The 25,268-nt window shown below is 40.3% G+C and carries 22 protein-coding genes; 11 read left to right on the forward strand and 11 right to left on the reverse strand.

The window, feature by feature from the left end:
* Positions 1–59: 59 nt before the first annotated feature.
* Positions 60–578 (reverse strand): SRPBCC domain-containing protein, encoded by a 519-nt coding sequence (locus DI060_RS09390; protein WP_108976133.1) that lies wholly within the window; start codon positions 576–578, stop codon positions 60–62.
* Between the two features lie 77 nt (positions 579–655).
* Positions 656–1,231 (reverse strand): TetR/AcrR family transcriptional regulator, encoded by a 576-nt coding sequence (locus tag DI060_RS09395; protein WP_108976135.1) that lies wholly within the window; start codon positions 1,229–1,231, stop codon positions 656–658.
* Between the two features lie 106 nt (positions 1,232–1,337).
* Here DI060_RS09395 and DI060_RS09400 point away from each other — a divergent pair, with 106 nt between their 5' ends.
* The 6 genes from DI060_RS09400 (at position 1,338) to DI060_RS09425 (ending at position 8,535) form a co-directional block, all read left to right on the forward strand.
* Positions 1,338–2,033, forward strand: a complete 696-nt coding sequence (locus DI060_RS09400; RefSeq protein ID WP_108976137.1) for a nitroreductase — start codon at positions 1,338–1,340, stop codon at positions 2,031–2,033.
* A gap of 141 nt (positions 2,034–2,174) precedes the next feature.
* Positions 2,175–2,492, forward strand: coding sequence for a hypothetical protein (locus DI060_RS09405; RefSeq protein ID WP_108976346.1), 318 nt, complete (start codon positions 2,175–2,177; stop codon positions 2,490–2,492).
* Positions 2,493–2,520: 28 nt separating this feature from the next.
* Positions 2,521–3,843 (forward strand): TolC family protein, encoded by a 1,323-nt coding sequence (locus tag DI060_RS09410; RefSeq protein WP_108976139.1) that lies wholly within the window; start codon positions 2,521–2,523, stop codon positions 3,841–3,843.
* The gene (locus DI060_RS09415; protein ID WP_108976141.1) at positions 3,840–4,976 is read left to right on the forward strand and encodes an efflux RND transporter periplasmic adaptor subunit; all 1,137 of its coding nucleotides are present in this window, start codon (positions 3,840–3,842) and stop codon (positions 4,974–4,976) included. The genes DI060_RS09410 and DI060_RS09415 overlap by 4 nt, the downstream gene beginning before the upstream one ends.
* A complete protein-coding gene (locus DI060_RS09420; protein WP_108976143.1) occupies positions 4,977–8,063 on the forward strand; it encodes an efflux RND transporter permease subunit in 3,087 nt (1,028 codons plus the stop codon).
* Positions 8,064–8,124: 61 nt separating this feature from the next.
* Positions 8,125–8,535 carry an LA_2478/LA_2722/LA_4182 family protein gene (locus DI060_RS09425; RefSeq protein WP_108976145.1) on the forward strand — a complete coding sequence of 137 codons (411 nt, stop codon included), beginning with the start codon at positions 8,125–8,127 and terminating at the stop codon, positions 8,533–8,535.
* Between the two features lie 15 nt (positions 8,536–8,550).
* Here DI060_RS09425 and lnt read toward each other — a convergent pair whose 3' ends face one another.
* The 4 genes from lnt to DI060_RS09445 all read right to left on the reverse strand — a co-directional run bounded on the left by lnt (position 8,551) and on the right by DI060_RS09445 (position 13,113).
* Positions 8,551–10,152, reverse strand: coding sequence for an apolipoprotein N-acyltransferase (gene lnt, locus DI060_RS09430; RefSeq protein WP_167836958.1), 1,602 nt, complete (start codon positions 10,150–10,152; stop codon positions 8,551–8,553).
* Positions 10,124–11,170, reverse strand: coding sequence for a lipase secretion chaperone (locus DI060_RS09435; protein ID WP_108976149.1), 1,047 nt, complete (start codon positions 11,168–11,170; stop codon positions 10,124–10,126). The genes lnt and DI060_RS09435 overlap by 29 nt, the downstream gene beginning before the upstream one ends.
* Before the next feature lie 98 nt (positions 11,171–11,268).
* Positions 11,269–12,198 carry an esterase/lipase family protein gene (locus DI060_RS09440; RefSeq protein WP_108976151.1) on the reverse strand — a complete coding sequence of 310 codons (930 nt, stop codon included), beginning with the start codon at positions 12,196–12,198 and terminating at the stop codon, positions 11,269–11,271.
* A gap of 102 nt (positions 12,199–12,300) precedes the next feature.
* Positions 12,301–13,113 (reverse strand): ZIP family metal transporter, encoded by an 813-nt coding sequence (locus tag DI060_RS09445; protein ID WP_108976153.1) that lies wholly within the window; start codon positions 13,111–13,113, stop codon positions 12,301–12,303.
* A gap of 74 nt (positions 13,114–13,187) precedes the next feature.
* Here DI060_RS09445 and DI060_RS09450 point away from each other — a divergent pair, with 74 nt between their 5' ends.
* Positions 13,188–14,654: a methyl-accepting chemotaxis protein gene (locus DI060_RS09450; protein ID WP_108976155.1), complete on the forward strand. Its 1,467-nt coding sequence runs from the start codon at positions 13,188–13,190 to the stop codon at positions 14,652–14,654.
* Positions 14,655–14,657: 3 nt separating this feature from the next.
* Here DI060_RS09450 and DI060_RS09455 read toward each other — a convergent pair whose 3' ends face one another.
* The gene (locus DI060_RS09455; RefSeq protein ID WP_244594339.1) at positions 14,658–14,951 is read right to left on the reverse strand and encodes a c-type cytochrome; all 294 of its coding nucleotides are present in this window, start codon (positions 14,949–14,951) and stop codon (positions 14,658–14,660) included.
* A 106-nt stretch (positions 14,952–15,057) separates the two neighbouring features.
* A complete protein-coding gene (locus DI060_RS09460) occupies positions 15,058–17,064 on the reverse strand; it encodes a neutral/alkaline non-lysosomal ceramidase N-terminal domain-containing protein (RefSeq protein WP_108976159.1) in 2,007 nt (668 codons plus the stop codon).
* Positions 17,065–17,192: 128 nt separating this feature from the next.
* On the opposite strand from DI060_RS09460, the gene DI060_RS09465 reads away from it, so the two are divergent.
* Both DI060_RS09465 and DI060_RS09470 read left to right on the forward strand, forming a co-directional pair.
* Entirely contained in the window at positions 17,193–18,914 is a 1,722-nt protein-coding gene (locus DI060_RS09465) for an ATP-binding protein (RefSeq protein ID WP_108976161.1), read from the forward strand.
* Between the two features lie 212 nt (positions 18,915–19,126).
* Complete coding sequence (locus DI060_RS09470) at positions 19,127–21,196, forward strand: methyl-accepting chemotaxis protein (protein WP_108976163.1); 2,070 nt, start codon at positions 19,127–19,129, stop codon at positions 21,194–21,196.
* A gap of 27 nt (positions 21,197–21,223) precedes the next feature.
* Here the strand turns inward: DI060_RS09470 and DI060_RS09475 are convergent, their stop codons facing one another.
* Positions 21,224–21,529, reverse strand: a complete 306-nt coding sequence (locus DI060_RS09475; protein WP_108976166.1) for a hypothetical protein — start codon at positions 21,527–21,529, stop codon at positions 21,224–21,226.
* Between the two features lie 46 nt (positions 21,530–21,575).
* Positions 21,576–22,187: a TetR/AcrR family transcriptional regulator gene (locus DI060_RS09480; RefSeq protein ID WP_108976168.1), complete on the reverse strand. Its 612-nt coding sequence runs from the start codon at positions 22,185–22,187 to the stop codon at positions 21,576–21,578.
* A 91-nt stretch (positions 22,188–22,278) separates the two neighbouring features.
* Between DI060_RS09480 and DI060_RS09485 the strand changes: the two genes are divergently transcribed.
* Positions 22,279–22,944, forward strand: a complete 666-nt coding sequence (locus DI060_RS09485; RefSeq protein ID WP_167836960.1) for a DUF4865 family protein — start codon at positions 22,279–22,281, stop codon at positions 22,942–22,944.
* Positions 22,945–22,946: 2 nt separating this feature from the next.
* The gene (locus DI060_RS09490) at positions 22,947–23,975 is read left to right on the forward strand and encodes a zinc-dependent alcohol dehydrogenase (protein ID WP_108976347.1); all 1,029 of its coding nucleotides are present in this window, start codon (positions 22,947–22,949) and stop codon (positions 23,973–23,975) included.
* On the opposite strand, the gene DI060_RS09495 is transcribed toward DI060_RS09490, so the two are convergent.
* Positions 23,955–25,268 carry a glycosyl hydrolase family 18 protein gene (locus DI060_RS09495; RefSeq protein ID WP_167836961.1) on the reverse strand — a complete coding sequence of 438 codons (1,314 nt, stop codon included), beginning with the start codon at positions 25,266–25,268 and terminating at the stop codon, positions 23,955–23,957. The two genes, DI060_RS09490 and DI060_RS09495, sit on opposite strands and share 21 nt — an antisense overlap.

Raw genomic sequence — 25,268 nt, forward strand, 5'->3', positions numbered from 1 at the left:
AGTGCAATCTGTTCTAAATTACCTTTAAATACCCATCATTTAACAGATCTTAAATTCTTTTATTTCATGCCAGCAAGCAACTGATCTAATTTCTGGTAGCTCATTTCCATTCCATCCGACATGCCTGAATCTAAGGCAGTCTTTCTGATATCCGCATTCGGATAACGGCAAACCAATTTCATAAGTGTACGATCGGCATCTTTTGTGAAGCTGAGCCAATTCCAAGAAGCTAGTGATTCATCGATTGCATTCTGATTGATTTGATCAGGATCAGGAAGAAAGATTTCCGTATTTACGATTTTAAACGGTGTCTCTAACTCTTTAAAAAAACCCATCATCCCAAACCTACCATTTTGCGGGTGCGACCAGATATAGAGATAGGTGCCGCCCACACGAAGATCCACCTTGCAACGTTCAAAGACCCAGGCAGGCGGGCCTGTAAGCCACTTTTGGATGAGTTTTGCTTCTGTATGGCAAGAAAAAAGTGCATCTGGACTTGCACGGAAATGCCGTTGGAACTCAATTTCTGTCTGTCCTTTCACAGAACTTTGTAATCTTTCAATGAATGCCTTGGCCATCCTTACATCCCTTTGCTACCATTTTCAAAATGGAAACAGTGCATTGGACTCTTTAGAAGATAAGAATGACAAGCAGTTTATTTTTTCAATAGGATGGTAGAAACGGCGAGTAGATCGGAGATAAGCTTGGGATCATCTGTCAGGCGATAGCATTGTAAGACACCTTCGTATACCATAAAAATCTGGCGCGCCAATACATTTGTGTTTTTGTCTTTTGGAACAAGGCCTTGTGTCTGTGCTTGCTTCAAATATGTGTCTAAAGAAGAGACTGTTTTATTAACAATCGATTCGATCTCTTCTTTGATCACATTTTCTGATCTCGAAATTTGGGCGCGGAAGTTTGCCATACCACAGCCATACAATTTCTTTTGCCTTGCTTCTCTTTGGATCACTTTGGTCCAAGCAGAGATAAAATCGATAGGATCAGGGTATTTTTTCATCAATACCTTTAGTAGATCTAGATTTTCTTCCGAGTAGAGTTTTAATACCTCCCTACCCAACTCTTCTTTTGATGGGAAGTGTTGGTACAGACTTGCCTTTACCGTGTTGGCCTCTGCAACGATTTGGTTTAAGCCCGTTTCAGCATATCCATTTTCCAGGAAAAGGCGCCTACTTGTCTCGAGAAGTCTGAAACGAGTCCCTTTTTTTTCCATATCTCATTCTCCAGGAAATTCCAAAGGAAAAAAATCACAAGAAATATACATACCAGTCAGTATGTTTTTTTCTTGCAAAATTATACATACCAGTCGGTATGTATTTATGAGTGAAGAATTTATCGATATCCATAATAAAGCTATTACGGTGACAGATGCCATGTCTACAAGGCACAGTATCAGGCAATTCTTAGATAAACCTGTTCCCAAAGAAGTCCTGGACCGTATTTTTTCAACGGCACTCCGTGCACCTAGTTGGAAAAATTCCCAACCCTGGAAGTTACACATCGTACAAGGACAAAAGAAAATCGAATTGGCAAAAGAAATGAGTGAACATGCAATGCAGTCTAGTCCACAACCAGAAACTGCTTGGCCAGAAGGCTATCCAAGTGATGCCAAAAAACGCATGTTTGATTTGGGGATGCGAGTTTATGGAGTTGCGGGCATTGACCGTAAGGACAAAGAGGCTCGAGACCAATTTACGCTCCGTAATTTTCAGTTCTTTGACGCGCCTGTAGCTGTTTTTTTAAGCACGAGGTTTGAACTTAGTTTTTTTGTGGGGATTGATATAGGTTGCTTAGTTCAGTCTGTACTCCTATTAGCAAGAGAAGAAGGCTTAGGTTCCTGTGCACAAGCTGCACTAGGTGCTTTTCCTCAAGTCGTAAAAAAGAGTTTATCTTTACCTGAGGAAGAAAAAGTCATCTTGGGTTTTAGTCTTGGTTATCCGAAGCCCGATTCTGATTTGAATCGCTTCCATACACCGAGGGAAGGAAAAGACAGTCTCATCCAGTACTATTCCTGAGACTTAAATTCATTCCACATAAAAAGAAACGATAGGAAATGCTTGCAATTCATTCGGTGGCCTTGTACACTTTTCTTGTCTATGGCTTTCTCTCGAAGGATCAGTCTAACAGTGTTTCTGCTTCTTTTTATGGGGAATTTTTTGTACCAGCGTGTTGTAGACAATGAAATCAACTGTGGCCTGTTAGGTAGCCCAGAGAGTACTTGTCCTTATGCATTTTTAGACCATAGTCTTGGGCATTCCGACCATGGATTGGAAGAGGATGGCGATCATGAAGACCATGTTTGTTTTTCCTGCCCTTGCAATGCTATTGCCTTTTTTCAAATAAGTTTGCATTTATCCCAAGTATTTGTTCACATCCAAACCGTCTATGTTGTCACCCACGAACAGTTAGAGCCACTCTCTCTACGTCTCTCATCTCTCTTCCGTCCCCCAAAAACCTCGATCCTTTTCTCTTAGATTTATCTTTCATCAAATCGAGGTTTCTATGGGTAGTTTTTTACCTAAATATTTGTTTTATTACAAACAATGTATTTTATTTTATATAATCTTATTTACTTCAGCCTTATTTGCTGAAGAGAATATTCGTACACGCTGTTCGGAAGAAAAACAGCTAACTTCACTTAGCAAATGTTTGGTTCAGGAACTTCCAGAATTTAAAATGGAAGAATTAAAACTTGGCGAGATGCGAGGGAGAAAAAAAATAGCATCCTATTTATTTCCTCAAAACCCTTTGTTTAACCAATATCTTGCACAAAGACAAGGAAACTCCACATCTCTAATAGGCAATGCTCCTACATCCGCTCAAAATTTCCAGGTGATGGTAAGCCAAGAAATTTACACAAACGGAAAACGAGAAATTGCGATGCAGATTGCAGATGAAGAATTCCAATCGCAAGTGCTTAGATTGGAAACCACGCGTAGATTGTATGAATTTGAAGTATTAAAAAAGTTATATCGATTTCGGACGATCCATGAGGAAGAAAGAAATTTGTTTGAGACACTATCGCTTACACAAGATATCAAAAAAATTGCCAAAGCAAGGATCAAAGAAGGCCTGTCGCCGGGGATTGACGAAGCGCTCACAGAAGCCGAAGAAATCCGAGTCTATCGATTATGGGCACAAAGCAAACGTTTGTTGGAATCCACTAAATCAGAGCTTGAACTTTTACTAAAACTAGACCTTACCAGGGATTGGATACACCAAAAAGATTGGATTCTGCAAAATGAAACTTTCGCCAACAAATCTGAGTTGGTGCAAATGGCAATCATGCTGCGACCGGAATTAAAGTTAACGGAAAACGAGATTCAAATTGCAAATTTAGAATGGAACCGAACCAAGAAAGAGAAAATTCCGAATGTAAGTTTGGGAGCATTTGCTCAAAATGATGGCTTCAATGAACGTGTGATTGGTGGTCTGGTCAGTTTTCCCATTCTAGTTTGGAGAGATTTTGAAGGAGAACTGTTGGTAACAAAGACAAAAGTTCAGGTATCAAAAGAAAAATACCAATTAACGGAGAGAAGTATCAAACAAGAGGTTCTCCAGGCAGTGGCAAACTATAGCATTTTAAATGAAGAGATCAAACTCTACGAATCTGAAAAAATGATCCGAGCAGAAAATGACATCAAAAATCTACAAGAAGCAGTTCGATTTGGTAGAGTCAGGCTTTTAGAGGCTATTCAACAACAAAGAATATTACTGCAAACAAAACTCTTGTATCTGAATGCAAAGCTCGAATGGGAATTGGCAACAATCGAGCTTACTAGAGTTTTAGGACTTCCAATCGAACAATTGGAGGCAAAAAAATGAGAACCAAATACATTGCTCTACTTATACTTTCTGCATTAGGTTTTGGATTTTATTTATGGAAGAGAGGCAAAGAAAAACCTCAAGCCCGAGAGATCCATACCTCGAATCAGATTCTAGAGATTACGGACGAACAAAGGAAAGGACTTTTGATTGAAACCCAAATTGTCCGAGAAACAGAAATCATTTCAAAACTTGAACTCTTGGGAGAAACCGAAGCGGTCCCCGATCAAAAGATGGATGTGATCGCTCGTATCCCAGGGCGCATTCTAAAAGTATACTTCGTGGAAGGCGATAAAGTTCAAAAAGGAGCCAAACTTGTTTCGATTGATTCTCCTGAATTGGCAAAACTTCGGTCAAACTACCAAATTTCAAAATCAAAATGGAAAGCTGCCGAAGAAAATTTAAATCGAATACAACGTTTAGTCCAAATGAATTTAGCCGCCAAACAAGAGCTAATAGATGCTGAAGCTTCTTTCAAAGTGGTGGATGCCGAAAAGAGAGCATCAGAAGAATATTTGAGAGCAAATGGTCTGGCACTCGACCAGTCATATTCAGGAATTTATACAATCTTTGCTCCCATCTCTGGGAAGGCACTAACTAGAAATGCAATCCCTGGATCATTGGTAACCTCTGACCAAGTTTTTACAAGTATCGCAAATTTAGACACACTTTGGTTCCAAGCCAAGATCTTTGAAGGGGATTTGCAATTTTTAACTGAAGGAGCAAATGCTGAGATCTTTTTAAATTCCTATCCAGAGGATATCTTTACAGCTAAACTTGATCATATTGGGGAACAGGTTGATGCACAATCACGGACCGTTCATGCTCGTCTCATTTTTAAAAACCATAATCAGAAAGCAAAAATTGGATTATTTGGGAAAGCTCTGATCCAAAGGCAGAAAAAAAGAGGCATCGTCATTCCCAAGGCTTCCATCCAGTCTTATCAAAATAAAACTTTTGTTTTGCTTGAAACAGAGCCTAACAAATTTCTTTGGAGAGCTGTAACAAAAGGGATAGAAACGGCTGAGGAAGTAGAGATTACAGATGGGCTAAGAGAAGGCGAAACCATTGTAAGCAAAGGCTCCTTTGCACTCAAAGCAATGTTGTTTAAGTCAACATTTGGAGGGGAGTGAATGGAATTGCTCACACACATTGTAAGATTTTCCTTACATCACCGGTTCCTGACGATACTCTCTACTCTATTGGTTTCAGGTTTTGGATTGTATGCAACCTACCACTTAAAAGTAGATGCTGTTCCCGATATCACAAATGTCCAAGTGCAAATTGTAACTACTGCACCCTCACTTTCCACTTTAGAAATTGAGCAATACATTAGTTTGCCTGTCGAAAGAGCAATTACTGGGGTTCCTAATTTAGAAATTGTTCGCTCTGTTTCTCGTTATGGCTTTTCATTAGTGACTGCCATTTTTAAAGAAGGAACTCCTATTATGTTAGCAAGGCAGTTGGTAAGCGAACGACTCACGGAAGCAGGAGAAAATATTCCATCCAAATATGGGAAACCGATGATTGGACCTATGAGTACTGGTCTCGGTGAAGTATTTCAGTTTACCTTGGAAAGTGATTCACATTCGGCGATGGAATTGACTACCTATCTTAACTGGAATATCAATCCACAACTCAAAACAGTACCCGGTATCGTAGAAGTAAATACATTTGGCGGTGCAACAAAACAATACCAGGTGCTAGTAGATTTACATAAAGCAGCAGCATTGGGTGTTCCGCTTGCAAAGATTGTAGAGGCTGTGCAATCCAACAATCTATCAACAGGTTCTGGTTATATTGAAACTTTCGGTGAACAGTTGATAGTGGGAACAGATGGGTTCTTAAAGTCCATAGATGATTTCAAAAAAATAGAAGTAGGAACATCTGCTGATGGATTTCCCATCTATCTAGAAAACCTGGGTACTATTCAGGAAGGAACCAGACTCCGTAAAGGAGCTGCAACCTCAATGGGTAAAAGTGAAGTAACAGGAGCAGTCACCTTAATGATATTAGGTGGAAATTCTCTTGAAGTCACAAATGCAGTAAAAGAAAAAATCAAGGAGATTGAACCCACCCTTCCCAAAGGAATGAGAATTATTCCCTACTATGATCGTTCTATCATGGTAAAAAATACTCTCAAAACAATACTTTGGAATTTATCGGAGGGTGCAATTCTTGTCATTGTCATTCTCTTCTTAATGATTGGGGACTTTCGATCTGGTCTCGTAATAGCGGCGATGATTCCTCTCTCTATGTTGTTTGCACTTACCTTGATGTTTTGGCGTGATTTGCCTGCAAATCTAATGTCGATGGGAGCGATTGATTTTGGACTGATAGTCGATGGTGCTGTTATTTTGATAGAAAATGCTCATAGACACCTAAGCTTTATGAAAACAAAGCTAAAAAGAAATCTAACAGATGAGGAACAAAAAGAGACCATACTGAAAGCAACGATAGAAGTCCGGAAAGCGACTATCTTTGGCGAAATCATCATTGCCATAGTGTATGTTCCAATCTTAACCCTTTCTGGCACAGAAGGAAAAATGTTCATCCCAATGGCAATTACTGTATTACTGGCATTAGCTGGTGCATTTCTATATACTCTTACAATAATCCCAGTCCTTGCTAGCCTCTTTTTAAGAGGGAATCATATAGCCGAACATGAAACCTACTTTTTTTCCAAAATCCAATCTTGGTATCTCCCAAAATTTAATTACTGTCTTGAGAATCCAAAGCAGATTATGTATGGCTCAGCTGGTGTTTTTATAATCTCTATCCTAATCTTTGCACAAATGGGTGGTGAATTTTTACCAAAACTAGATGAAGGCAACCTCCTAATCGAAGTGAGTCGGTATCCTTCCACCTCACTAAGCCAGTCATTAACTTCTTCCTTGAAAATAGAGAAAACGATTTTAGAGAATATACCTGAAGTGAATCGTATTGTGTCTAGGACCGGATCCCCTGAGCTTGCCATTGAACCTATGGGCGTCGAAAAAACTGATATATATTTGGATATGTTGGATAGATCCAAATGGACCATGCCCAAAGAACAGATTGAACGCAAAATATCTGATTTGATTTCTCAACATGCTCCCGAAGTAGCATTTGGTCTTTCTCAGCCTATAGAAATGCGTAATAACGAAATGATGGCAGGGATACGTGCTGATGTCGGTATTAAAATATATGGAGAGGATTTGAACGAGCTTAAAATCATTGCCGAATCAGTTTCCGAAGAAATTAAAAATATTTCCGGAGTTGATGACTTACGTATCGAACAAACCTTTGGTTTGGAATATTTAAGATTGAAACCCAATCGTGAAAAATTAGCACGTAACCACCAATCGATTATCGATTTCAATCAAACTGTGGAAGCTATCTCATCAGGTGTACCTGCGGGAATCGTATATGAAGGAATGAAACGATTCGAAATCGTTGTAAAAGCGAAAGATGTATTCCAATTGGACCAAGTTAAAAATCTTCCTTTTTATGTTGGAAAAAATAACTTTGCTCCTTTGCGCGAATTATCTGAGATTTTTATTGAAGATGGTCCTGTGCAAATTTTACATGAGAACCAGAGCCGATACGCCTTAGTTCAATTCAATATTAGAGGCAATGATTTAGTAAATACTGTTAAAATGGTTAAAGATACCATCGATTCAAAAAAACTCATTCCTTCTGGATATTTTTATCGATTAGGGGGAGAGTACGAAAAGTACATATCAGCAAGAAATCGCTTACTCATTGTTCTCCCGATCACATTGTGTTTAATCTTAATTATCCTTTATTTTGCATTCGGAGATTTGAGATCAGCATTGCTCATTTTCTTAAATGTTCCAATCGCTATTTCGGGAGGTATACTGGCTCTATTTCTTCGGGATCTAAATTTCAGTATTTCGGCAGGAATTGGCTTCATTGCATTATTTGGAATCGCTGTGCTCAATGGTTTGGTCCTAGTCACCTTTATCCGAAGCCTGGAAGGCCAAGGACTCGATCACCGAGAAGCGGTGAGACAAGGTTCTCTCAGTAGATTACGACCCGTGCTCACTACAGCTCTCCTTGCTTCGATTGGTTTTTTACCCATGGCTTTGAGCAGTTCTCCAGGAGCAGAAGTGCAAAGACCCCTTGCGAGTGTCGTCATTGGCGGACTGATCACAGCGAGTTGTCTAACTCTTTTTGTTTTGCCCGTAGTGTATTTGCGCTTAGGAAAAAAGGTGTGAGGACCTAAATTTACTTTTCAGTTTCTATTTTCTTATTTCACTATGTATTTCGAGGTAAAAAATGAAATCGATTGTACGATTGTTAATGTTAGTTGCTACATTTGCAGTGATCCAATGTGGGAAATCATCCCAATCTCCCGAGGAAAAGTTAGTGGAGATTTTACCAAAGTTTCAAAACGTTCTCTGCTCTAAGATGATGGAATGTTCAAAGGCAGAGATGGCACAAATCCCTGAGCAGTACAGAAGTATGATCCCTCCTTTTATGCAATCTCAAGAGAAATGTGTCGGATTCTTTAACCAGAAGTTTGAAGAAGGCAAAAAACAAAGACAAGAAGAGAAGAGAGAGATTACTATGGAAGAGGTCAATGCATTCGAATCTTGTATCAATGCCTTAGACAAAACAAATTGTAGTGCCTTTAAAGATGGAAAGCCAAGCATACCAGGTTGCGAAGCCCTAGAATCTTTAAAATAGATCTTTCCTTCTATTTCAGACTCTTTTCTCGATAAAAACATTTTTGAGAGAAAAGAGTGCAGCCAAAAATAGCAGACCCACACTTAAAATACGAAATGGCAATGTCCCATACTTGATGTAAAAAGTTTCGTTATTTTGTTTGCTCGGGAAAAAATCTATTGCCCGATACCCTCTTGTATTCCGAGCTAATCCCAAATCAATCTCTCTACCCCATGGGTCAAAAAGCACCGTAACACCCGATACTGCAGAACGAATCACAGGTATCCCTAGCTCAAGTGCCCTCAATTTTCCAGCTCCTGCATGTTGCAATGCCTCTCGTTCACTTTCAAACCAAGAATCATTGGTTAGGTTAACCATAAATTGGGATTTATGCCTAGCTACTCTCTCTCTCATTGCTTCTGAGTACAAAAGTTCGTAACAAATTGAGCCCGAAAATTTAAGCTCCATCCCTTTTTTGGATGAAAACCGAAATACTGGCATTCCGTTTCCTGGTTTGTGATGGCTTGCCTCTCCAAACCATCTCTGCACAAAGGGGAAAAGGTCAGCCAATGGAACATACTCTCCGAATGGTAATAAAATTTCTTTGTAAGCTCTCTCGGATTCAATTGCTCCATTCCCTAAAAAACTTATGGAATTCCTTGAACCTTGGTCCCAAACTAACTCTGAATAGATGACTCCTGCCGATGATTTCTTTCTCCAAACATTGACAATATCTAGAAAAGTTTGACTAAACATAGGATCATTATCGTCTCCTTTCTTTGTACCCAAAAAAGGAATGGAAGATTCGGGAAGTAGTATGAGATCAATTTGATTTCCAGAATTCTCGATAGATTCCATACCCAAATCAAAAACATTTTGAATGGTATGGCTCATAAAATCTCTATTTTCTCTATCGAGATCTTTCGCATAAGGTGTATTTGGTTGCAATAATAAAAGGGAAATCGATTTTTCGCCATCGATGGGCCGGAGTAGTAAAATAAAATTTAAAATAAGAAGCAAGACTAATGGAAGGATGTACAAATATCTCATCCAAGCTACTTTCTTCGGAAGCAAAAAGAGATAAATAGAGGAAATAGCAAATATTGTTAAAAAGGCCATCGCCTCTGTCCCAAAGAAAGCAGATTGCCTCCAAAGGATATGATTGCGAAATAGATCTGCCCAATATACGGGAAATACCATTGGAAACAAACTATCACTTAGCAAAAATAGAGAAGGAATACCAAAGAGAAAGAGAAACACTTCTGATAACCGCCCTTTCCGCAAGAAATGGACACCTATGGGTATAAATATAATTTTATAAAAAGAAAATAGACCATAGAGAATAAACAAAAGTAAACAATAAGGCAATGAAAAACCCGTTATATTTTGAATGGCATTCCAAATCCACGGGAATGCAAAGAGAGTCACACAAAGTGAGAAGGATAGGGAAAAAATAAGAATAAAATAAATTGTATGTTCTTTTGTTAGCCGATCTATTGAATAAATGAGAAGTAAAATGCTTAAGAAACCTGCACTGACAAATCCATATGGCTCTAGTGATAGAGCAAACAGAAGGGAGATGGGAAGTATATAAAAGAAAACCGGAAAACTATTGAGCTTTGTTAAGAGTTTTTTCATACTCCAATCGTCTTCCATATTCCTCGGCAAGTTCTTTACTACCCAAAGCTTGTGTGCGCATTTCCAAAAGTTTTTTGTCCCTCTCAGAAGCAGATAGATTCGGATTATTCTTTAGAAAGTTTGCTTCCTCTTTTTCTAATTTTGTTATCCTTTCTTCCTCTTCCTTCATATCCTTTAAGACTTTCTCGATCCTTTCATTCCCCTCTTTTCCAAAGTATCGAATGCGGATTTCTTTTTCTTTTGTATCTCTTTCTTGTGCAGATAATTTTGTTAACTCATTCCTTCGCAATTCCATTTCCGTTTCAAATTTATCATATTTTGGCTCACGTTCTGCTATTGCCTTATAGTATTGGCCAAATGTTTTTTTTCTGAACTCTTCGTAAGATTTTAATCTGTCCTCTGCTTTTAAATTTTTAGTTTCTTCAAGAAAATTCTTTCTATTATAACTAAACTCAGCGGTGGCCTCTTCCAGACCGAAAATGAGCTCCGCTTCTTCTTTAGAAAAAAACTTTCTTCTCATTTGTTTGATTGTATCGTACATTTCTTGGTTGGTATACGATTGTGAGGAAGTATCAATATTTGCCATAGCTTCTTCATACTTTAAATAGTTTGTGAGCATTTGTATGAGTTTCTTAGCTTCTTCTGCCGAGTATTGATTTTGCAAAAAGGCTTTGATGTATTCATGGCATTGCTCGCGAGTCGATCCTTCTGGACATTGTCGCCGCAAATTCCACAATTCAAAAATTAAATTGAGTTCGCCTGACTTTGCTTTGCTGATGATTTCTTCGTAACTTAAAAAGCCACCCTCGCCAGTAAATATAGACTTTGCAGATTCCAAATAGAAAGGATCCACAAAAAAACCATCCTCTTGGTTTTGGAAATAAGAGATGGCCTTTTCATTTGGATTTTCTTCTGATTCTGACTCTTGCCTAGAAGGATTCATATAAGATACACCAAGTAAGATGACTAGTATGGAGACAAAAGCAATCGTGATCAGAATGAGTGAGGATTTCTTCATAGAAATAGATTAAATCAAAATCTCCAAGGAGTGAACACTAAAAAAAAACCCAAGCACATCGGCCTGGGTTTTTTAATTCAATTGTATAGGGACCGAAACTATTGGTTCGCTTTGAGGTCGCGAGCAAGGTTTAGGTAAAAGCCATTGACATCAAACCACAACTGGCCAGAGCGCAAAGTGTTTGTTATCTGTAAGTGGTCAATCCCAGTTGTCAAAATTCCAAACGAAGGTCCACCTTTCCAAGTACCCCATCTTTGTGAGCTTAGAGGCACCAATCCATCATTTGTCAATCCTTGTCCTTGGAACAAACCACCGGCAGCACAAGCTGGGTGCAGGATGCCCATCAGTGGGTGCTGGATCAAATCAGGAATAGTGATCGAGGAGCCATAAGAAAAGTATTTTACCCCAGTACGATTGGGAGTGTAGGAGTTAAAGCTTGTAAGGCCTTCTTTTGTAAGTGAAGATAGAGCCGCCAAAGCATTTTGTTGGTTTGTACCACCATATACAACTTTCACTAAGGTTTCTACAATGGATGCGACAAAGGGCTGGATCCAACTAGGGAGCACCGTTTTTACGATATCTGCTATGGGAGATCCATAGTGAGGTGTATTGAGAGTGGTTAACGTTGCGACACGCGAAGACAAACCTAGATTAGACACCGCATAACGGCTATCCAATCCACCTTGAGAGTGTCCCACGATATGCACTTTGCCAGTGTAGTTGTTAGCCGCCAAATAAGTTAACATGGCAGTTTTCAACTCTTGGGCTCTCACTTCATTTGAGTTCGCTGCAGTCTTTGCAGGAGCATAAACGGTAGCACCTTGGCTTCTGAGATAGTCATCTACACCACCCCAATAGTTTACAATGCTGATGATTCCGTTGGAGTTTTCACCCCAGCCAAATAAGCCGTGGGAGAGGATAATGGGGTATGTGCCTGCCAATGGTTTGGAGGAGGATGTGGATCCTGCCCAAACAGGGCTTACCATAAAAATTGCTAAAATTAAATACGAAAGACTTTTTCTCACCATATGTTTTTCACCTTTGTCGAAAGTATGTCTAAATACACATGATTCTGAACGAGTGTCAAACTTTTTTTTGGATTTTGTAGGGAAAAACCTGTTATTGGCTGATTAGGCCCCCAGGCCTAGGTCTAGAGCCATCATCAGCACAAAACCAAAAAGAGCACCGAGAGTGCTCATTTCCGTTTCTTGGCCCGTATGCGATTCTGGAATCAACTCTTCGATAACGACAAAGATCATGGCTCCTGCAGCAAAACAGAGTGCAAAGGGAAGTACATTTGCCATGGAGAAGACCAAAGCCGCGCCCAAAAGACCACCCAAAGGCTCTACAAAACCAGACAACTGCCCATACCAAAAACTTCTGCGTACGGAAAAACCCTCCCGTAGGAGGGGGATGGAAACTGCGGCACCTTCGGGGATGTTTTGGATTCCAATCCCGAAGGCAACCACAAGGGCAGAAGCCAGAGCCTGTGCTGTGAAATTATCACCTAATGCACCGAATGCGACTCCTACAGCCAGACCTTCGGGGATGTTATGTAGGGTAATGGCAATGACAAGTAGTATGCTTCTCTGGAAGGAAGAACGACCTCCCTCTTGTCGATTAGATTCCAATCCTACATGCAAATGGGGTAAAAACTTATGGATCAGATATAGCACCAAACCGCCGGATAGAAAGGATAGGCTCGCATAGAACCAAGCATGGTTTGTCTTGGTTTCCCATAACTCAAGCGCGGGCAATAGTAAGGACCAGAAGCTTGCTGCAATCATAATCCCAGATGAAAAGCCCAACATGGAATTGAACAATGGCCTGGGCACAGAGCGGAAAAAAAAGACAAAGGATGCACCCAAGGCCGTACACAACCATGTAAAGCAAGTGGCCAGAAGTGCTAATAAGACGGGGTGCACGGAAAGGAGTGATTCCATTCTGAGAATTTTACCTTGACGTCTCGTCAGATGCAAGTAGGATTCGCATGCAAATCCAAGGATAGCTAAACTCTATGCATTCATTAAAGTCTGATTCCGTACGTTTCAGTATACTCTGCTTTCTCTTCATCGGATTACTTTATTTTCTAATCCCACAAGACGACCAAACTAAAGCTTCAATCTCGAGTTTTCGACCATTCATAACAACTGTCATCCTCATGATCATTTGGTCACATTTCTCATTTCAGTATCTTTATCTTCTTAGGAAAACCAAGAATGTCGAGATTACTGCTCTATTACATACTTTTCTCGACCACCAATCTCAAATCCAAGCACTAGACCGATCTCAAGCTATTATTTCATTCGATATGCAGGGAAATATATTAAGCGCTAATCGAAACTTTTTGCACTTAATGGGCTATCAAAACGAGGAGATCATTGGAAAACACCATAAAATCTTTGTGGATCCTGCCTACGCTCTATCGGAAGAGTACGATATGTTCTGGAACATCCTTCGATCTGGAAATTTCCATCAATCCGAATTCAAGAGAATCGGGAAATCCGGGAAAGTTGTATGGATCCAAGCCACCTACAACCCTATCTTTGATTTAAAAGGGAATTTAACGAAGGTAATCAAATTTGCGAGCGACATTACCGAACAAAAGAAACTTAGTGAGGAGGCAAAAGAGCTTACAAATGAATTGCTACATTCATTGCAAGGATTAGAGAAAGGTAATCTAAAAACAGCGATCAATGGAAATTTTTCTGGTGGTTTTTTAGAAATCAAAAACTCCTTTAACAATACTCTGACAAATCTCGCGACCGTGATATCCGACGTGAAAAGAAACGTGGAAACGGTACTTCTTGCAAGTCAAAAACTGGAAGATACTTCGCAATTTCTAAGCCATTCAGCAACCGACCAAGCTGCGACAGTTGAAGAGACGGAAGCTGCCATCGTTCAAATCATTAAAAATATTTCAGAGTCTGCAGCTTCCGCTGAAAAAACAGATTTGATTGCCAAAAAATCAACCGAAGAGGCTAAAATTGGTGAACGTTCCGTACAAGAAGCTGTTCAAGCTATGAATGCAATCTCAGGAAAGATCGGTGTCATTAAGGAGATTGCTGCTCAAACAAGCCTACTCTCTCTCAATGCTTCCATTGAAGCGGCTCGCGCTGGAGAGAATGGGAAAGGTTTTGCCGTTGTAGCCACAGAAGTTGGTAAACTAGCAGAAAAAAGCAACGTTTCTTCTGGTGAGATCAGCCAACTATCAGCAAGCAGTTTAGAAATTGCAAATAGAGCTGGTCAAATCATCTCGGATATCATCCCCGCCATTAGTCAAACCTCGGAACTCGTTCGCACTATGTCGATTTCAAATAAAGAGCAGGCAGAGTCAGTAGCTCAAATCGGGCAAGCAATGAAAGAATTGGATTCCGTCACACAGCAGTTTGCTGCATCCTCGGAGGAATTGGCAGTCACGGCAGAGTCTCTCTCTTTACAGGCTAAGTCTCTAAACCATACGATAGACTTTTTTCACTGGTAGATCTTAAAATCGTTCAATGCGGTCTACCAATGACCAGATCTCTTCTTCTTTGAGGCTGCCTTGGAAGGCAGGCATCGCTTTGTTTTTTCCTGTACTAATTGTACGGTAAATCCCTTCGCGCATTTTATCTCCACCAAAGAAGAAACCCATTTTCATTCCAAAGGTACCAAAATTTCGAGGTTTTGGATTGAGACTGGCATCAGACTTACCATCTACGCCATGGCATGCCGAACACTGCTTTTCCCAAATTAGATCTGCTTTCTTTCGGACAAGCTCGGTTTCTTCTGGGGACGCCATTTTTTTTTGGGAAATCGGAAGGGCACAAGAAAAGAGGAGAACAGGTAACAGACGGTACAACATCAATGATTTAGACAGCCTGGTGATCTCCTCATCTTATAATTTTTTATGGATCAACACGAAAGCTAGGGCAAATTAAGGTATAAGGAGATTTTTTGCCATTGCTTGTTTGGAACATTCCTTTATGAACCAAGCGATACTCACCTGACTCTCTATCTCCGATCGTCCAAGAAAGATCCATACTACCCAGGGATTTCCAAGGTAAGCGGGAGGTCTGGTATTCTATTTTTGTATCAATGGCCGCTTCCGTTTTGATGGGTAACCAGGCAGAATGCAGCCGCTTTTCAATGATAAAGTACTCTTTGACCATCGGATAACCCACGTTTGGGTTTGCCGCTTCCACTCGGCATCGCACCTCTTCCCCTATTTTGTATATTGGTTTGGGAAAGATAAGGATTTCTTTTGGTTCGGTGCTCGTTTCATTTGTGAAAGGTATTTCTTTCGAACGCACTCTTTCTGAGAGATCCAAAGGGAAAGGATGATTGCCAATAGTTTCGGAAACCTCGAATCCTTCTCGCATGTGACTTGCCATCCTATGAAACTCTTGGCGGAGAGCATTCAAACTCTGCTTGCCATGCAATGTATGCCCACCTTCGTAATGTTGTTCTGAATATTCTTCAGGTGTTGTAATGTAGCCAGAAAAATCGTTGGAAAGACCAGAAATCACAACTTCTAAAGATTCATTGGGAAATTGACTTCTGACCTGCTTTTTCAAACGCCTTGCTGACATCGTCGTGACTTCATGGGGCAGGACCATGATCAGCAGATCACCGATTCTCACCATACCGTAGGGAAGGATCTGTGGTAAGCTTGGGATGGGTTTGGTCTCACCCATTGGAAATAGAACGGCTTTTGGCTTTTGGCAATTTCTAAGTTCCTCAGAAGGTGACTGTAACATGAATTTTGCGATCCAATCAATATAGAACCGACGATGTTTATCTGTCATACCTTCATGGAAAAGCCAATGCCCACCACCCTCTTCCGTAGAGCCAGCGGCGAATGCATATCCGTAGGCACTTGGGCAGGTACTCTCTTCTTTTCCTGTTCTAGAAAATTCTGCGCTCACTTTATATTGGCTCATATCGATAAATGTATGCGCGAAAGCCATGCCTCCCTTCAACTCTCTCGTGGGGCCTTTCCATATCTCCTGGCTGGCTAGGAACTGCCGCTTTCCTATTAGAAAGCTACTCTCATACATCTCCTTTCCTGGACCCGTATTATTGAGATTTAGGTTAGGAGAGACATCTCCTTCATTCGCTTGGGCGAATATCGCAACAAAGGATGGGTGTCCCTCGTTTAATGCTTGTTCCTCTGATAGTAATGCTGCAACTCCTTTATTGTCTGAGGAAATAAGTCGATTGTCAAAGGTAATATTTGTTGGGTGCACTCCGTACCAATTCACGTGGCCTAATTTTTTGCCCTGAGCCACAAAATTGAGCTGAGTCATTTCCCTTTCAATGGTATCTGAATACAATTGTCTTTCTTCTTGGGGATTGGCATTGTAAGCATCCAAACTTCGGTTGATGCCTGCATCTTTCACCATCGCTTTACCAAGATAAACTGTGGAAGGAATTCTTTTATGGTAGGCGTCTCGGATGGCCGAAAAGATTCCATCACATAACAAGGAAAATACTTGTGAATAGTAATTTGTGGAATAAAAAGATACTTCTGAATACTGAAAGAATCCCGCCGGCCCACTGTGAGTATGAGAAGCATTGAGGACTACATTTCCCAAATGAAACTTCGGATCTACTTCCTTTTGCAATCGCTTCACAACCTCTCTTTGGACTTCAAAGGGAATGCCACCCACCTCAGCGGTTACATAAGCCAAGAGTTTCCCCGTCTTCCGCTCTTCCATGACAAGAGAGCGTGCAAACTGTCTCGTTTGTATGCCGACCCCAGTTTGGTCTTCGCGGGCATAGCCCCAAAACATCAGCCCAAACGGAGGACCTGTGATATCCTTTTTGGAAAGTCCAACCGAATAGACAGCTTCCTCCGCGTAAAGCCCCTTCAGAGAAAAAAGGACAAGGACAAGGGTAAAAATGGATTTCATGCACACAAGAAATCAAAAAGATGGGGAAATGTCAAACCAAACATCTGTCGACTATTTTCGGCTAAAACGAGAGGACTGGAAAAATGGTTTGCGCAGAAAAAAAAGAAGGCTTTCGTAGCTGTCATTAGATGCCTACCCTGAAACACAAACAGAACCGGTTCATCAGCTATATCTGCTTGGTCGCAAGCATACTTGCTTCCTTAAATGCTATCGGCATGTTAAATTTCTACGGATATAGTTTCTTTTCCTACTTTGGCTTCATCATTGCAGCGATATTTATTCTTTGTTATGTAATCAATCAGAGAGGGTATCATCTCCTTGCCAAATCCATCGTACTATTGATTTTCAATTTTGCAGTTATAAACATTAGCAGCACACAAGGGGAAGGTTCAGGATCTGTTTTACTTTATTTCCCCTTGATGAGTTTGTACTTTTTGCTTTTAGAATGGAAAGAATTGCGTTGGATTTTCTTTTGGTGTCTCGTATCGGTTATTGGTTTTTTACTCTTAGAACTTTCAGATTATCAAATCTTAAAATTTGGGGACTTTGAAAAGCCAGAACCAAAATTAGTTTTTCTATTTAATCTTTGTTTAACGCTCCTTGGTCAGTTCATTGTCATGTTTGTTTTCATCAAGGTTACTGGAGAGCTGGAATCAAATATGCAAACAAAAACAGATGAATTGCGGCGCACTTTGCATCATCTAGTGGATGAAAAAGAAAAGGCTGAAAAAGCCGCTCAGTCACGCTCTTTATTCTTATCTTCCATGAGCCATGAAATGAGAACTCCTCTGCATTCGATACTTGGCTATACAAATTTAATTTTGGAAGAAGATGTAAGCCCCGAACAAAGAGAAATCCTAAGTTTGATCGAATTTTCATCACGCAATCTTTTGGTTCTCATCAATGACATTCTTGAATTCAATAAATTGGAAGCAGGGAAAATTTCCATCGACCATCTACCCTTTGATTTTCCTCTCTTACTCCAGAAAATTCATTCTTCGCTAAAACTTCAGGCAGATGAAAAGAATTTAGAATTTCATTTGGAATTGAGTGAAGCCATCCCCAGACAATTGAAAGGGGACCCGAGCAAACTCACTCAAATTCTTTTTAATCTACTATCCAACGCGATCAAGTTTACAGAGAAAGGTGTCATTTCATTTAAAATTGAGGTAAAAAAGCGATGGGAAAGTTTTATTTGTTTAGAGTTTAGCATCGCTGATACTGGTATAGGTATTCCGAAAGAACAACACGATCTGATCTTTGAACAATTTACGCAAGCAGATGCTAGCATATCACGAAAGTTTGGTGGGACTGGGCTTGGACTTTCTATCACAAAAAAAATACTAGATCTCTTCCAAAGCCAGATCCATTTGGAATCGGAACCAGGAAAAGGTTCCAAGTTTACGTTTCAATTAAACTTTCCTGTAGTCGATACCGAAACAAATCTTTGGGAAGAGGTCGAGACCAAGGAAGTTATACTCCCAAATATACAGAAACCGATTCTTGTCGTAGATGACAATGAAATGAATTTGCGTTTGGTTTCTCAATTTTTTAAAAAATGGAAGTTTCCCTTCTTAGTTGCAAAATCAGGAGAAAGTGCTTATGAAATAGCAAAAGCAGAAGATCTCTCTCTCATACTTATGGATTTACAAATGCCTGGCTGGGATGGATTTTACACGACCCAAAAGATAAAGGAAACAAAACCTGAAGTTCCAGTGCTTGCTCTCACTGCCGATGTAAATGAAGACGCCTTACAAAAAGTAAAGGACTCTGGCTTCTTAGATATCATCTACAAACCCTTCCAACCAAAAGAATTCCAAAACATCCTCTTGCAATACCTAACTAAGTAATGGCCCTCTGGATGACCTGTCTTTGGTTGAGCAATCCGCCAAACAGATCGGATCAAATCCCAAAAATTCCTAGGATTTGTTCGTATGGAAGGGAGGAAAAATAAATTTACTGAAGCCAAAGGATTTGTTTGGGAATCAATGTCCGAGAAAAGAATCTTTCTCTTAGAATGGTTTCCGTTTGCAAAGATTGATCGTACAGAGAGGCTGGACTCATGAGCATACGCTTACGGATCTTTCTTTCCATAGGTTCTGTGTTAATTGCCGGTTTCCTAATATCTACATCTATTCAAACATACCGTTTGATCAATGATCTCCAAACTGAAATCGACAGTAGTGCTAAACTAACTGCAGAAAGATGGAGTTACGAGGTTAAAGAACAATTTAATACTGCCATGGGACTCATACGTGGCTTTCGATTTTCTCTCTTTTTCACCTCACCTCCTCGAGAAAAAACAATCTTAGGCTTACAAGAAATCCTGAAACGAAATTCCGATCTATTTGGGATATGGCTATGCTATGAGCCAAATGCCTATGATGGAAAGGATGCGATCTATAAGAATACAACAGGACATGACCAAACAGGAAGATTCATTCCATATGTCCACCAATTGGGGGAAGGAAAGCTCAATCTGGAACCGCTCAAGGATTATGAAAATTTAGATGGAGCTGGTGAGTACTACCAGGCTACTAAAATTGCAAACCAAGCAAAAGTCGTAGGGCCTTATAGCTATGTCGCTGGCGAAACATCCAAACAAATGATCTCCCTAATCGTTCCTATTAACCCCAATAAAAAATTTATCGGTGCAGCAGGCATTGATTTGGACCTAGAAGAGCTCCAAAACAAAATCGGCGATAGCCGACCCTTCCGTGGAGAAGGATATATCGCACTTTTGTCCCCACAAGGAAAGTACGCTATGTACGGACAAGATGCTAGTAAATTAGGAACGAGCATCTCAGATCCAGAAATGATGAAAGTGTTTCTTGCAAATGCAAAAAAGGAAACACCCTTTACCTTTACCAGCGGAGACTTTTCCCATTACTTTTCTCCGTTTAGAATCGGGAAGGATGAAGACGATTGGGTATTGCAAGTCAGTATACCTGCAAGCCTGATGAGAAATCTTATCTGGCAGATTGTCTTGAGCTCTTTTCTAACTGTCGTTTTTATCCTCGCCGCTACTCTCCTTGTTTTGAATCTTATTTTTAAAAAACAAATCAGCGATCGTTTAGATGAGGCAATTTTATTTTCTAAAGAAATCGCTGATGGTAATTTAAAAGCCATCTCACCAAAAGAGAATGCAGATGAAATTGGGAAGTTATTTGCTTCCTTGGATAAAATGAAAACAAGCCTTTACTCCATCATTTCCGATCTTAAAAAAACCACAAAGGCTTTGGATGAACAAACGGACGAAATGAACGTCACCTCACAAAGATTATCTGATATTTCGCAAACACAAGCATCTTCTGCAGAAGAGTCCTCGGCTGCTGTAGAAGAACTAACAGCTTCTGCGGAAAATGTGGGTAAATCCATGGTAGATGCTGTCCAAAAAACAAAAGAGATCAACCAAAACGTAGAAAATTTACGCACTGAAATTGAAAAGATCAATGTGGAGATGGACGCTTTAGCAAAATTGGCGATGGAATCTCGTAACCAAGCCATCGTTGGTGAAAATGCAATGGTTGCGTCCACCGAAGCCATGGAAGATATTCGAGACAAAGCAGAGAGGATACGCGAAGTTTTGGATATCATCACAGAAATTTCCGAAAAGACAAATCTTCTGGCATTGAATGCTGCTATTGAGGCAGCAAGAGCTGGAGATGCCGGGCGAGGTTTTGCTGTGGTTGCTGAGGAAATCGGAAAATTAGCCTTACAGACTGGTAGCTCAGTCAAAGAGATCAGCGAACTGGTGTTATCAACAGACCAAGCGGTATCGAATGGAAATACGAGGGTAACCGAAGCCGCTCATATTTTGACCTTACTTAACGAAAGGGTCAAAGAATTTGAGACGACTGCAAACCGAGTGTTACACTCTGTCCATTCTCAGGAGGTAAACGCTAAGGATATTTCAATCAATGCCAATAGTCTTACCAATCTCAGTGTTCAAATCGAGGAAGCTGTACTGGAACAAAAGAGAGCTGCAGATGAGATTTCCAGGACTATCGTAAGTATTTCTGAAGGTACTCAAGAGTTGGCCTTGGGTTCAGACCAACTCACACTCTCCTCTGGCAGTATTTCTTCTGAGGCAAATCTATTGGCAAAACAGGTGGAGAGATTTAAGTTGTAAGGGTCTTTTTTTTTGTTTCAATGCCTACTACTGGCAGGCACTGGTTCCATACCTTGTCCCAAGATAACATTCTATGAGACTCGTGTCTTGGTCGGACACTCTGTTATCAAAAAATAGGATCTCTGCTAGGTCAATTTCCGCTCCTCCTACTCCTATCCCTATGTTTCCAGAGACATAGCCCGTGACTGCAGGTGTCGTACTCAATACTTGTGTACCATCAATTTTTATTGTGACTTTGGCTGTTCCATTTTGTAAGATGCTCACTTGTTTAATAATACCATTTGTCCATCCAGCAGAAAAGCTTGCGACACTACTAAGACCAGATTTATTCATTGCAAGTACGCCTGCCGAAAGGACAAAGAAAACACTACCCTCTTCTCTACTTTGCCTGTAAAATAGAAAGCAGCTCTCCTTCCATCTCTTCGAAATAATCTGCATTTTGGGTAATGACATAGAGTTGCGAATTGCCTTGGAATATTTTTATGAATTGTCTGGCTTTGTTGAGACAGAACTCTTGCACATCCCGAGAGGATTGCTTTTCTTTGGGCTCAAAAGATAAAAAGAAATCGGCAAAGAGATGGTACCAGGATTCTAAGATGGCCTTCGCGATTTCAGGACTTTGTGGAGTCTTTTCGGAACTAGTCATAAACCTTGCAATCGGACAGCCAAAGTAGGCTTGGCGCCTGACTTGTCTTCTGAGCATAGAGACCCAAATACGTACGAACTGTTCGGGAGATTCTGCTTTTGCCATCAAAATTTTCCATCCTTGGACAAAGGAACTTCCTTGGATTTGTAGATAGAGCTCCCCAACCTCCCCTTTATTTTGGAAGTGTCGATAAAAACTCGCCTTATGAGTCTCCGAGGCCTCAATCAAATGGTTCACGGTCGTAGCATCAAAGCCTTGCCTGTAGATCAAATCTACCGCAGCTTTCATTAACCGTTCTTTCGGATTTCCTTTTTCCTCGGTTTGCATACCTTTCCTTTTTTTCATTCTCAGAAAAAAATGGATAGACTAAATAGTCTATCCATTTTTGAGTCGATCCATGTTCGATAGACCAAATAGTCTATCCAAAGGAGAACCCATGAAATTCAAATCCACACTACTCATACTATTCCTAGGCCTAAGCCCTATTTTTGCCGATGGGATGCCTGGAAATACCTTAGACCCAAAAACGGCGGTCCTGACCTGGACACGAGTCAATCGTCCTTGGTATGCAGTTTCCTTTTTGATCAAATCAAAGATGAAAGATTCTATACCCGAATACAAAGCCATTCCCGGCCTTGCCCTTAAATCCTATAGCATAGAAACCGAGCAAAGCTCATTTGGAGGCATCTATATCTGGAAGTCAGAACAAGCGGCTCGGGATTGGTTCAATCCCAATTGGTTTGCTCGCGTGAAAGAAAAGTATGGGGAAACGGAAGTCCCAATTCTTCCCCTTGTTTGGATGCCCAAAGAAGAAGACTTTCTTAGGGCTAGAGAATCTGCGACCTATGCAAAAGTGTTTCAAATAAAATCCAATCTGAGTCCAAAAACTGCCAAAGAATGGGAAGAAATGACAAAATCATTCCAAAAAGAAGCAGGTTTTTTGACTGCTATTTCCGCAAAACAAGGGATAGATGATGTTCTCTACTTTACTTTTTGGAAGGATAGACCAGAAGGAAAGGAAAATGAATCCCACATTAAACTGACTAAGGGTTCCTTTCTAGGAATATGTGAGCTACCTATCCAATTGAGTAATTTAAAATGAATATGCAACAACTTGTATACGTCAAAAAAAATACAATAGAGTGGAGGGAGACAGAATCTCCTTCCTTCACCTCATCAAACCAGGCTTTGGTGAAACCTCTCGCAGTTTCGCGTTGCGACTTAGACCTTCCCATAATAAGAGGCCAAACACTCTTCCGAGCCCCATTCCCCATTGGACACGAATTTGTGGGTGAAATCGTAGATGTGACAGATGATCTAAAAGACAATTTCAAAAAAGGAGATCGTGTGGCAGTGCCATTTCAAATCTCTTGTGGAATTTGTCCTCATTGTAAAACTCTTCATTCACAAGCCTGCGAAACGGTTCCTTTTGGCTCAAACTATGGAATTGGGAAGTCTGCTAAAGATTTTGGAGGTGCGCTATCTGATTTGGTTCTCGTACCTTATGCAAAAGAAATGATACTACCTTTATCTCCAAACATTGATTTGGCTTCGATTGCCAGCTTATCAGATAATATGGTAGAAGCGTGGAAACTAGTAGGCCAACATCTGGATTTAAAACCAAACTCTTCAGTTATGGTGATTGGTGGCTTTGCAGCAAGCATAGGTTTGTACTCTGTTCTCCTAGCCAAAAGTATGGGAGTAAAAAAATTATTATACATAGATACGGATCGCACTCGTCTTTCTCTAGTGCAATCTTTCGGTATTGATGTGATGGAGATTGATCAATTTCCAAGAGCACATGCCGAACGGTTTGATATCATCGCCGATGCACATGGCACAAAAGAAGCTTGGCTTTTTGGTTTGCGATCGGCGAGTGTCGATGGTATCTTTGGAACTGCTTCTATTTTTTGGACAAATGATTTGCCCATTCCGTACCTAGATCTCTATAATTTCGGCATCCAAATCCACATAGGAAGAGTTAGATCCAGAGAATGGATGCCGAAAATTTTGGATTTAGTTGAATCTGGTACTTACAAACCTGGTCCAGTTGTGACAAAAGTAGTTTCTTGGAAAGATGCGGACAGAGCGTACTTAGAAGAAGAGACAAAACTAGTTGTGCTTCGGAACTGATTCACCTAAAGATTCACGATGATTTTCCTTGATTGCCTCTTCTAAAAAAGTATGGATCTCGGGATCATTGTCTCGTACCAATTGCCAAAAGGAAAATCCTGCGATTTTCCTTTTTTTTAGAGCATTGTACTTTGTCGCAAATGCTCCTCGATTCATATAAAAAGCTACGTGGTCACATCCATCAACTGTATACCAAAGACTCGGATCTTCATATACCTTGCCCAAGTGTCGGTAGAGATAAGGATCAAGTTCTGGCCACTCGTTCGTAGACCGAGGGTATGACTTCATGATGGCAGGTATAGATGTGGGCTCCTTTTTAAGAGGATTTTTTTCTCGGATGATTTTTCTTGCATAAGAATAATAGACGGCCTTTGTCTCTCCCTCGCAATTGAGTGGCCAATCATAACCATAAGTTGGTATTGCCATATAGAGTTTTTCTTTTGGGATTTTGGCAAGTGCATAGTCCAAAATCTTTTCAATCCAATCCAATGGAGCTTGTGGCCCTGGACCTGGAAAACCTGGTCCCCTTGGGTACAGTTCGTACGCCATAATCTTTATTTTGTCTGCAACCTTTCCCAAAAATTCATAATCATGTGTCCATTGGCCTTTATAGGATTCAAAGTAGTCTACTTTGATATTTTGTTTCAAGCCTGGGCACTTAAAATCAATCGTATCTTGGATGGCTGTTTTTGGGTGTATGGCTACGCTCAATAGTTTGTCTTTTTCTTTCAGTTTCTTTTTTAATTCGATCAAAAAATCTTCAAAGGCTTCTTTTCGGTCACAACCCATTCCCTCATAATCAATGTCGATTCCATCCCAACCATAGAGATCAATTTCTTTCAGAATGGCTTCGATATGCCGGCTTCGGATTTTGAAATCAGGATCTTTTGCGCCAATGGCTTCCATAATCAATTCAGAATTATTTTCCCAACGAAAGATAGTAGGGATAAGTAAAGTGTTTGGTGATTTTTCTCTCACATACAAAACCAAATCTCTGGTTTCTTTTTCTGACCATACATTGTGAATCTCACCTGTATTGCGTCTCCCTCCCTTTAGATTATAGATAAAGGGGTGCATTTCATCATACAAATGAACATATTTTTTGATGCTTGCGATATCAGAGGACCATGTGGAAGCTAACATTCGATAATGGTTTGATTGTTTGGGTGATACTTGTTTTGGTTCTGGATTTTTTTGACAGATTGAGAAAGTAAGAGAGAAGATGAGTAGCGCGAGAAGAAAAAAAACCTTCCGGAGATAGTTTAGTCTAAGAGTTGTGCGAGCAGGAATCAT

Origin of the sequence: Leptospira ryugenii, assembly GCF_003114855.1 — a bacterium.
GTDB lineage: Bacteria > Spirochaetota > Leptospiria > Leptospirales > Leptospiraceae > Leptospira_A > Leptospira_A ryugenii.

Bases quoted from the DNA above. Each gene is read 5' to 3' on its own strand.
- DI060_RS09390 (WP_108976133.1), bottom strand. From the start codon at position 578: ATGGCCAAGGCATTCATTGAAAGATTACAAAGTTCTGTGAAAGGACAG.
- DI060_RS09395 (WP_108976135.1), bottom strand. From the start codon at position 1,231: ATGGAAAAAAAAGGGACTCGTTTCAGACTTCTCGAGACAAGTAGGCGC.
- DI060_RS09400 (WP_108976137.1), top strand. From the start codon at position 1,338: ATGAGTGAAGAATTTATCGATATCCATAATAAAGCTATTACGGTGACA.
- DI060_RS09410 (WP_108976139.1), top strand. From the start codon at position 2,521: ATGGGTAGTTTTTTACCTAAATATTTGTTTTATTACAAACAATGTATT.
- DI060_RS09415 (WP_108976141.1), top strand. From the start codon at position 3,840: ATGAGAACCAAATACATTGCTCTACTTATACTTTCTGCATTAGGTTTT.
- DI060_RS09420 (WP_108976143.1), top strand. From the start codon at position 4,977: ATGGAATTGCTCACACACATTGTAAGATTTTCCTTACATCACCGGTTC.
- DI060_RS09425 (WP_108976145.1), top strand. From the start codon at position 8,125: ATGAAATCGATTGTACGATTGTTAATGTTAGTTGCTACATTTGCAGTG.
- lnt (WP_167836958.1), bottom strand. From the start codon at position 10,152: ATGAAAAAACTCTTAACAAAGCTCAATAGTTTTCCGGTTTTCTTTTAT.
- DI060_RS09435 (WP_108976149.1), bottom strand. From the start codon at position 11,170: ATGAAGAAATCCTCACTCATTCTGATCACGATTGCTTTTGTCTCCATA.
- DI060_RS09440 (WP_108976151.1), bottom strand. From the start codon at position 12,198: ATGGTGAGAAAAAGTCTTTCGTATTTAATTTTAGCAATTTTTATGGTA.
- DI060_RS09445 (WP_108976153.1), bottom strand. From the start codon at position 13,113: ATGGAATCACTCCTTTCCGTGCACCCCGTCTTATTAGCACTTCTGGCC.
- DI060_RS09450 (WP_108976155.1), top strand. From the start codon at position 13,188: ATGCATTCATTAAAGTCTGATTCCGTACGTTTCAGTATACTCTGCTTT.
- DI060_RS09455 (WP_244594339.1), bottom strand. From the start codon at position 14,951: ATGGCGTCCCCAGAAGAAACCGAGCTTGTCCGAAAGAAAGCAGATCTA.
- DI060_RS09460 (WP_108976159.1), bottom strand. From the start codon at position 17,064: ATGAAATCCATTTTTACCCTTGTCCTTGTCCTTTTTTCTCTGAAGGGG.
- DI060_RS09465 (WP_108976161.1), top strand. From the start codon at position 17,193: ATGCCTACCCTGAAACACAAACAGAACCGGTTCATCAGCTATATCTGC.
- DI060_RS09470 (WP_108976163.1), top strand. From the start codon at position 19,127: ATGAGCATACGCTTACGGATCTTTCTTTCCATAGGTTCTGTGTTAATT.
- DI060_RS09475 (WP_108976166.1), bottom strand. From the start codon at position 21,529: ATGAATAAATCTGGTCTTAGTAGTGTCGCAAGCTTTTCTGCTGGATGG.
- DI060_RS09480 (WP_108976168.1), bottom strand. From the start codon at position 22,187: ATGAAAAAAAGGAAAGGTATGCAAACCGAGGAAAAAGGAAATCCGAAA.
- DI060_RS09485 (WP_167836960.1), top strand. From the start codon at position 22,279: ATGAAATTCAAATCCACACTACTCATACTATTCCTAGGCCTAAGCCCT.
- DI060_RS09490 (WP_108976347.1), top strand. From the start codon at position 22,947: ATGCAACAACTTGTATACGTCAAAAAAAATACAATAGAGTGGAGGGAG.
- DI060_RS09495 (WP_167836961.1), bottom strand. From the start codon at position 25,268: ATGATTCCTGCTCGCACAACTCTTAGACTAAACTATCTCCGGAAGGTT.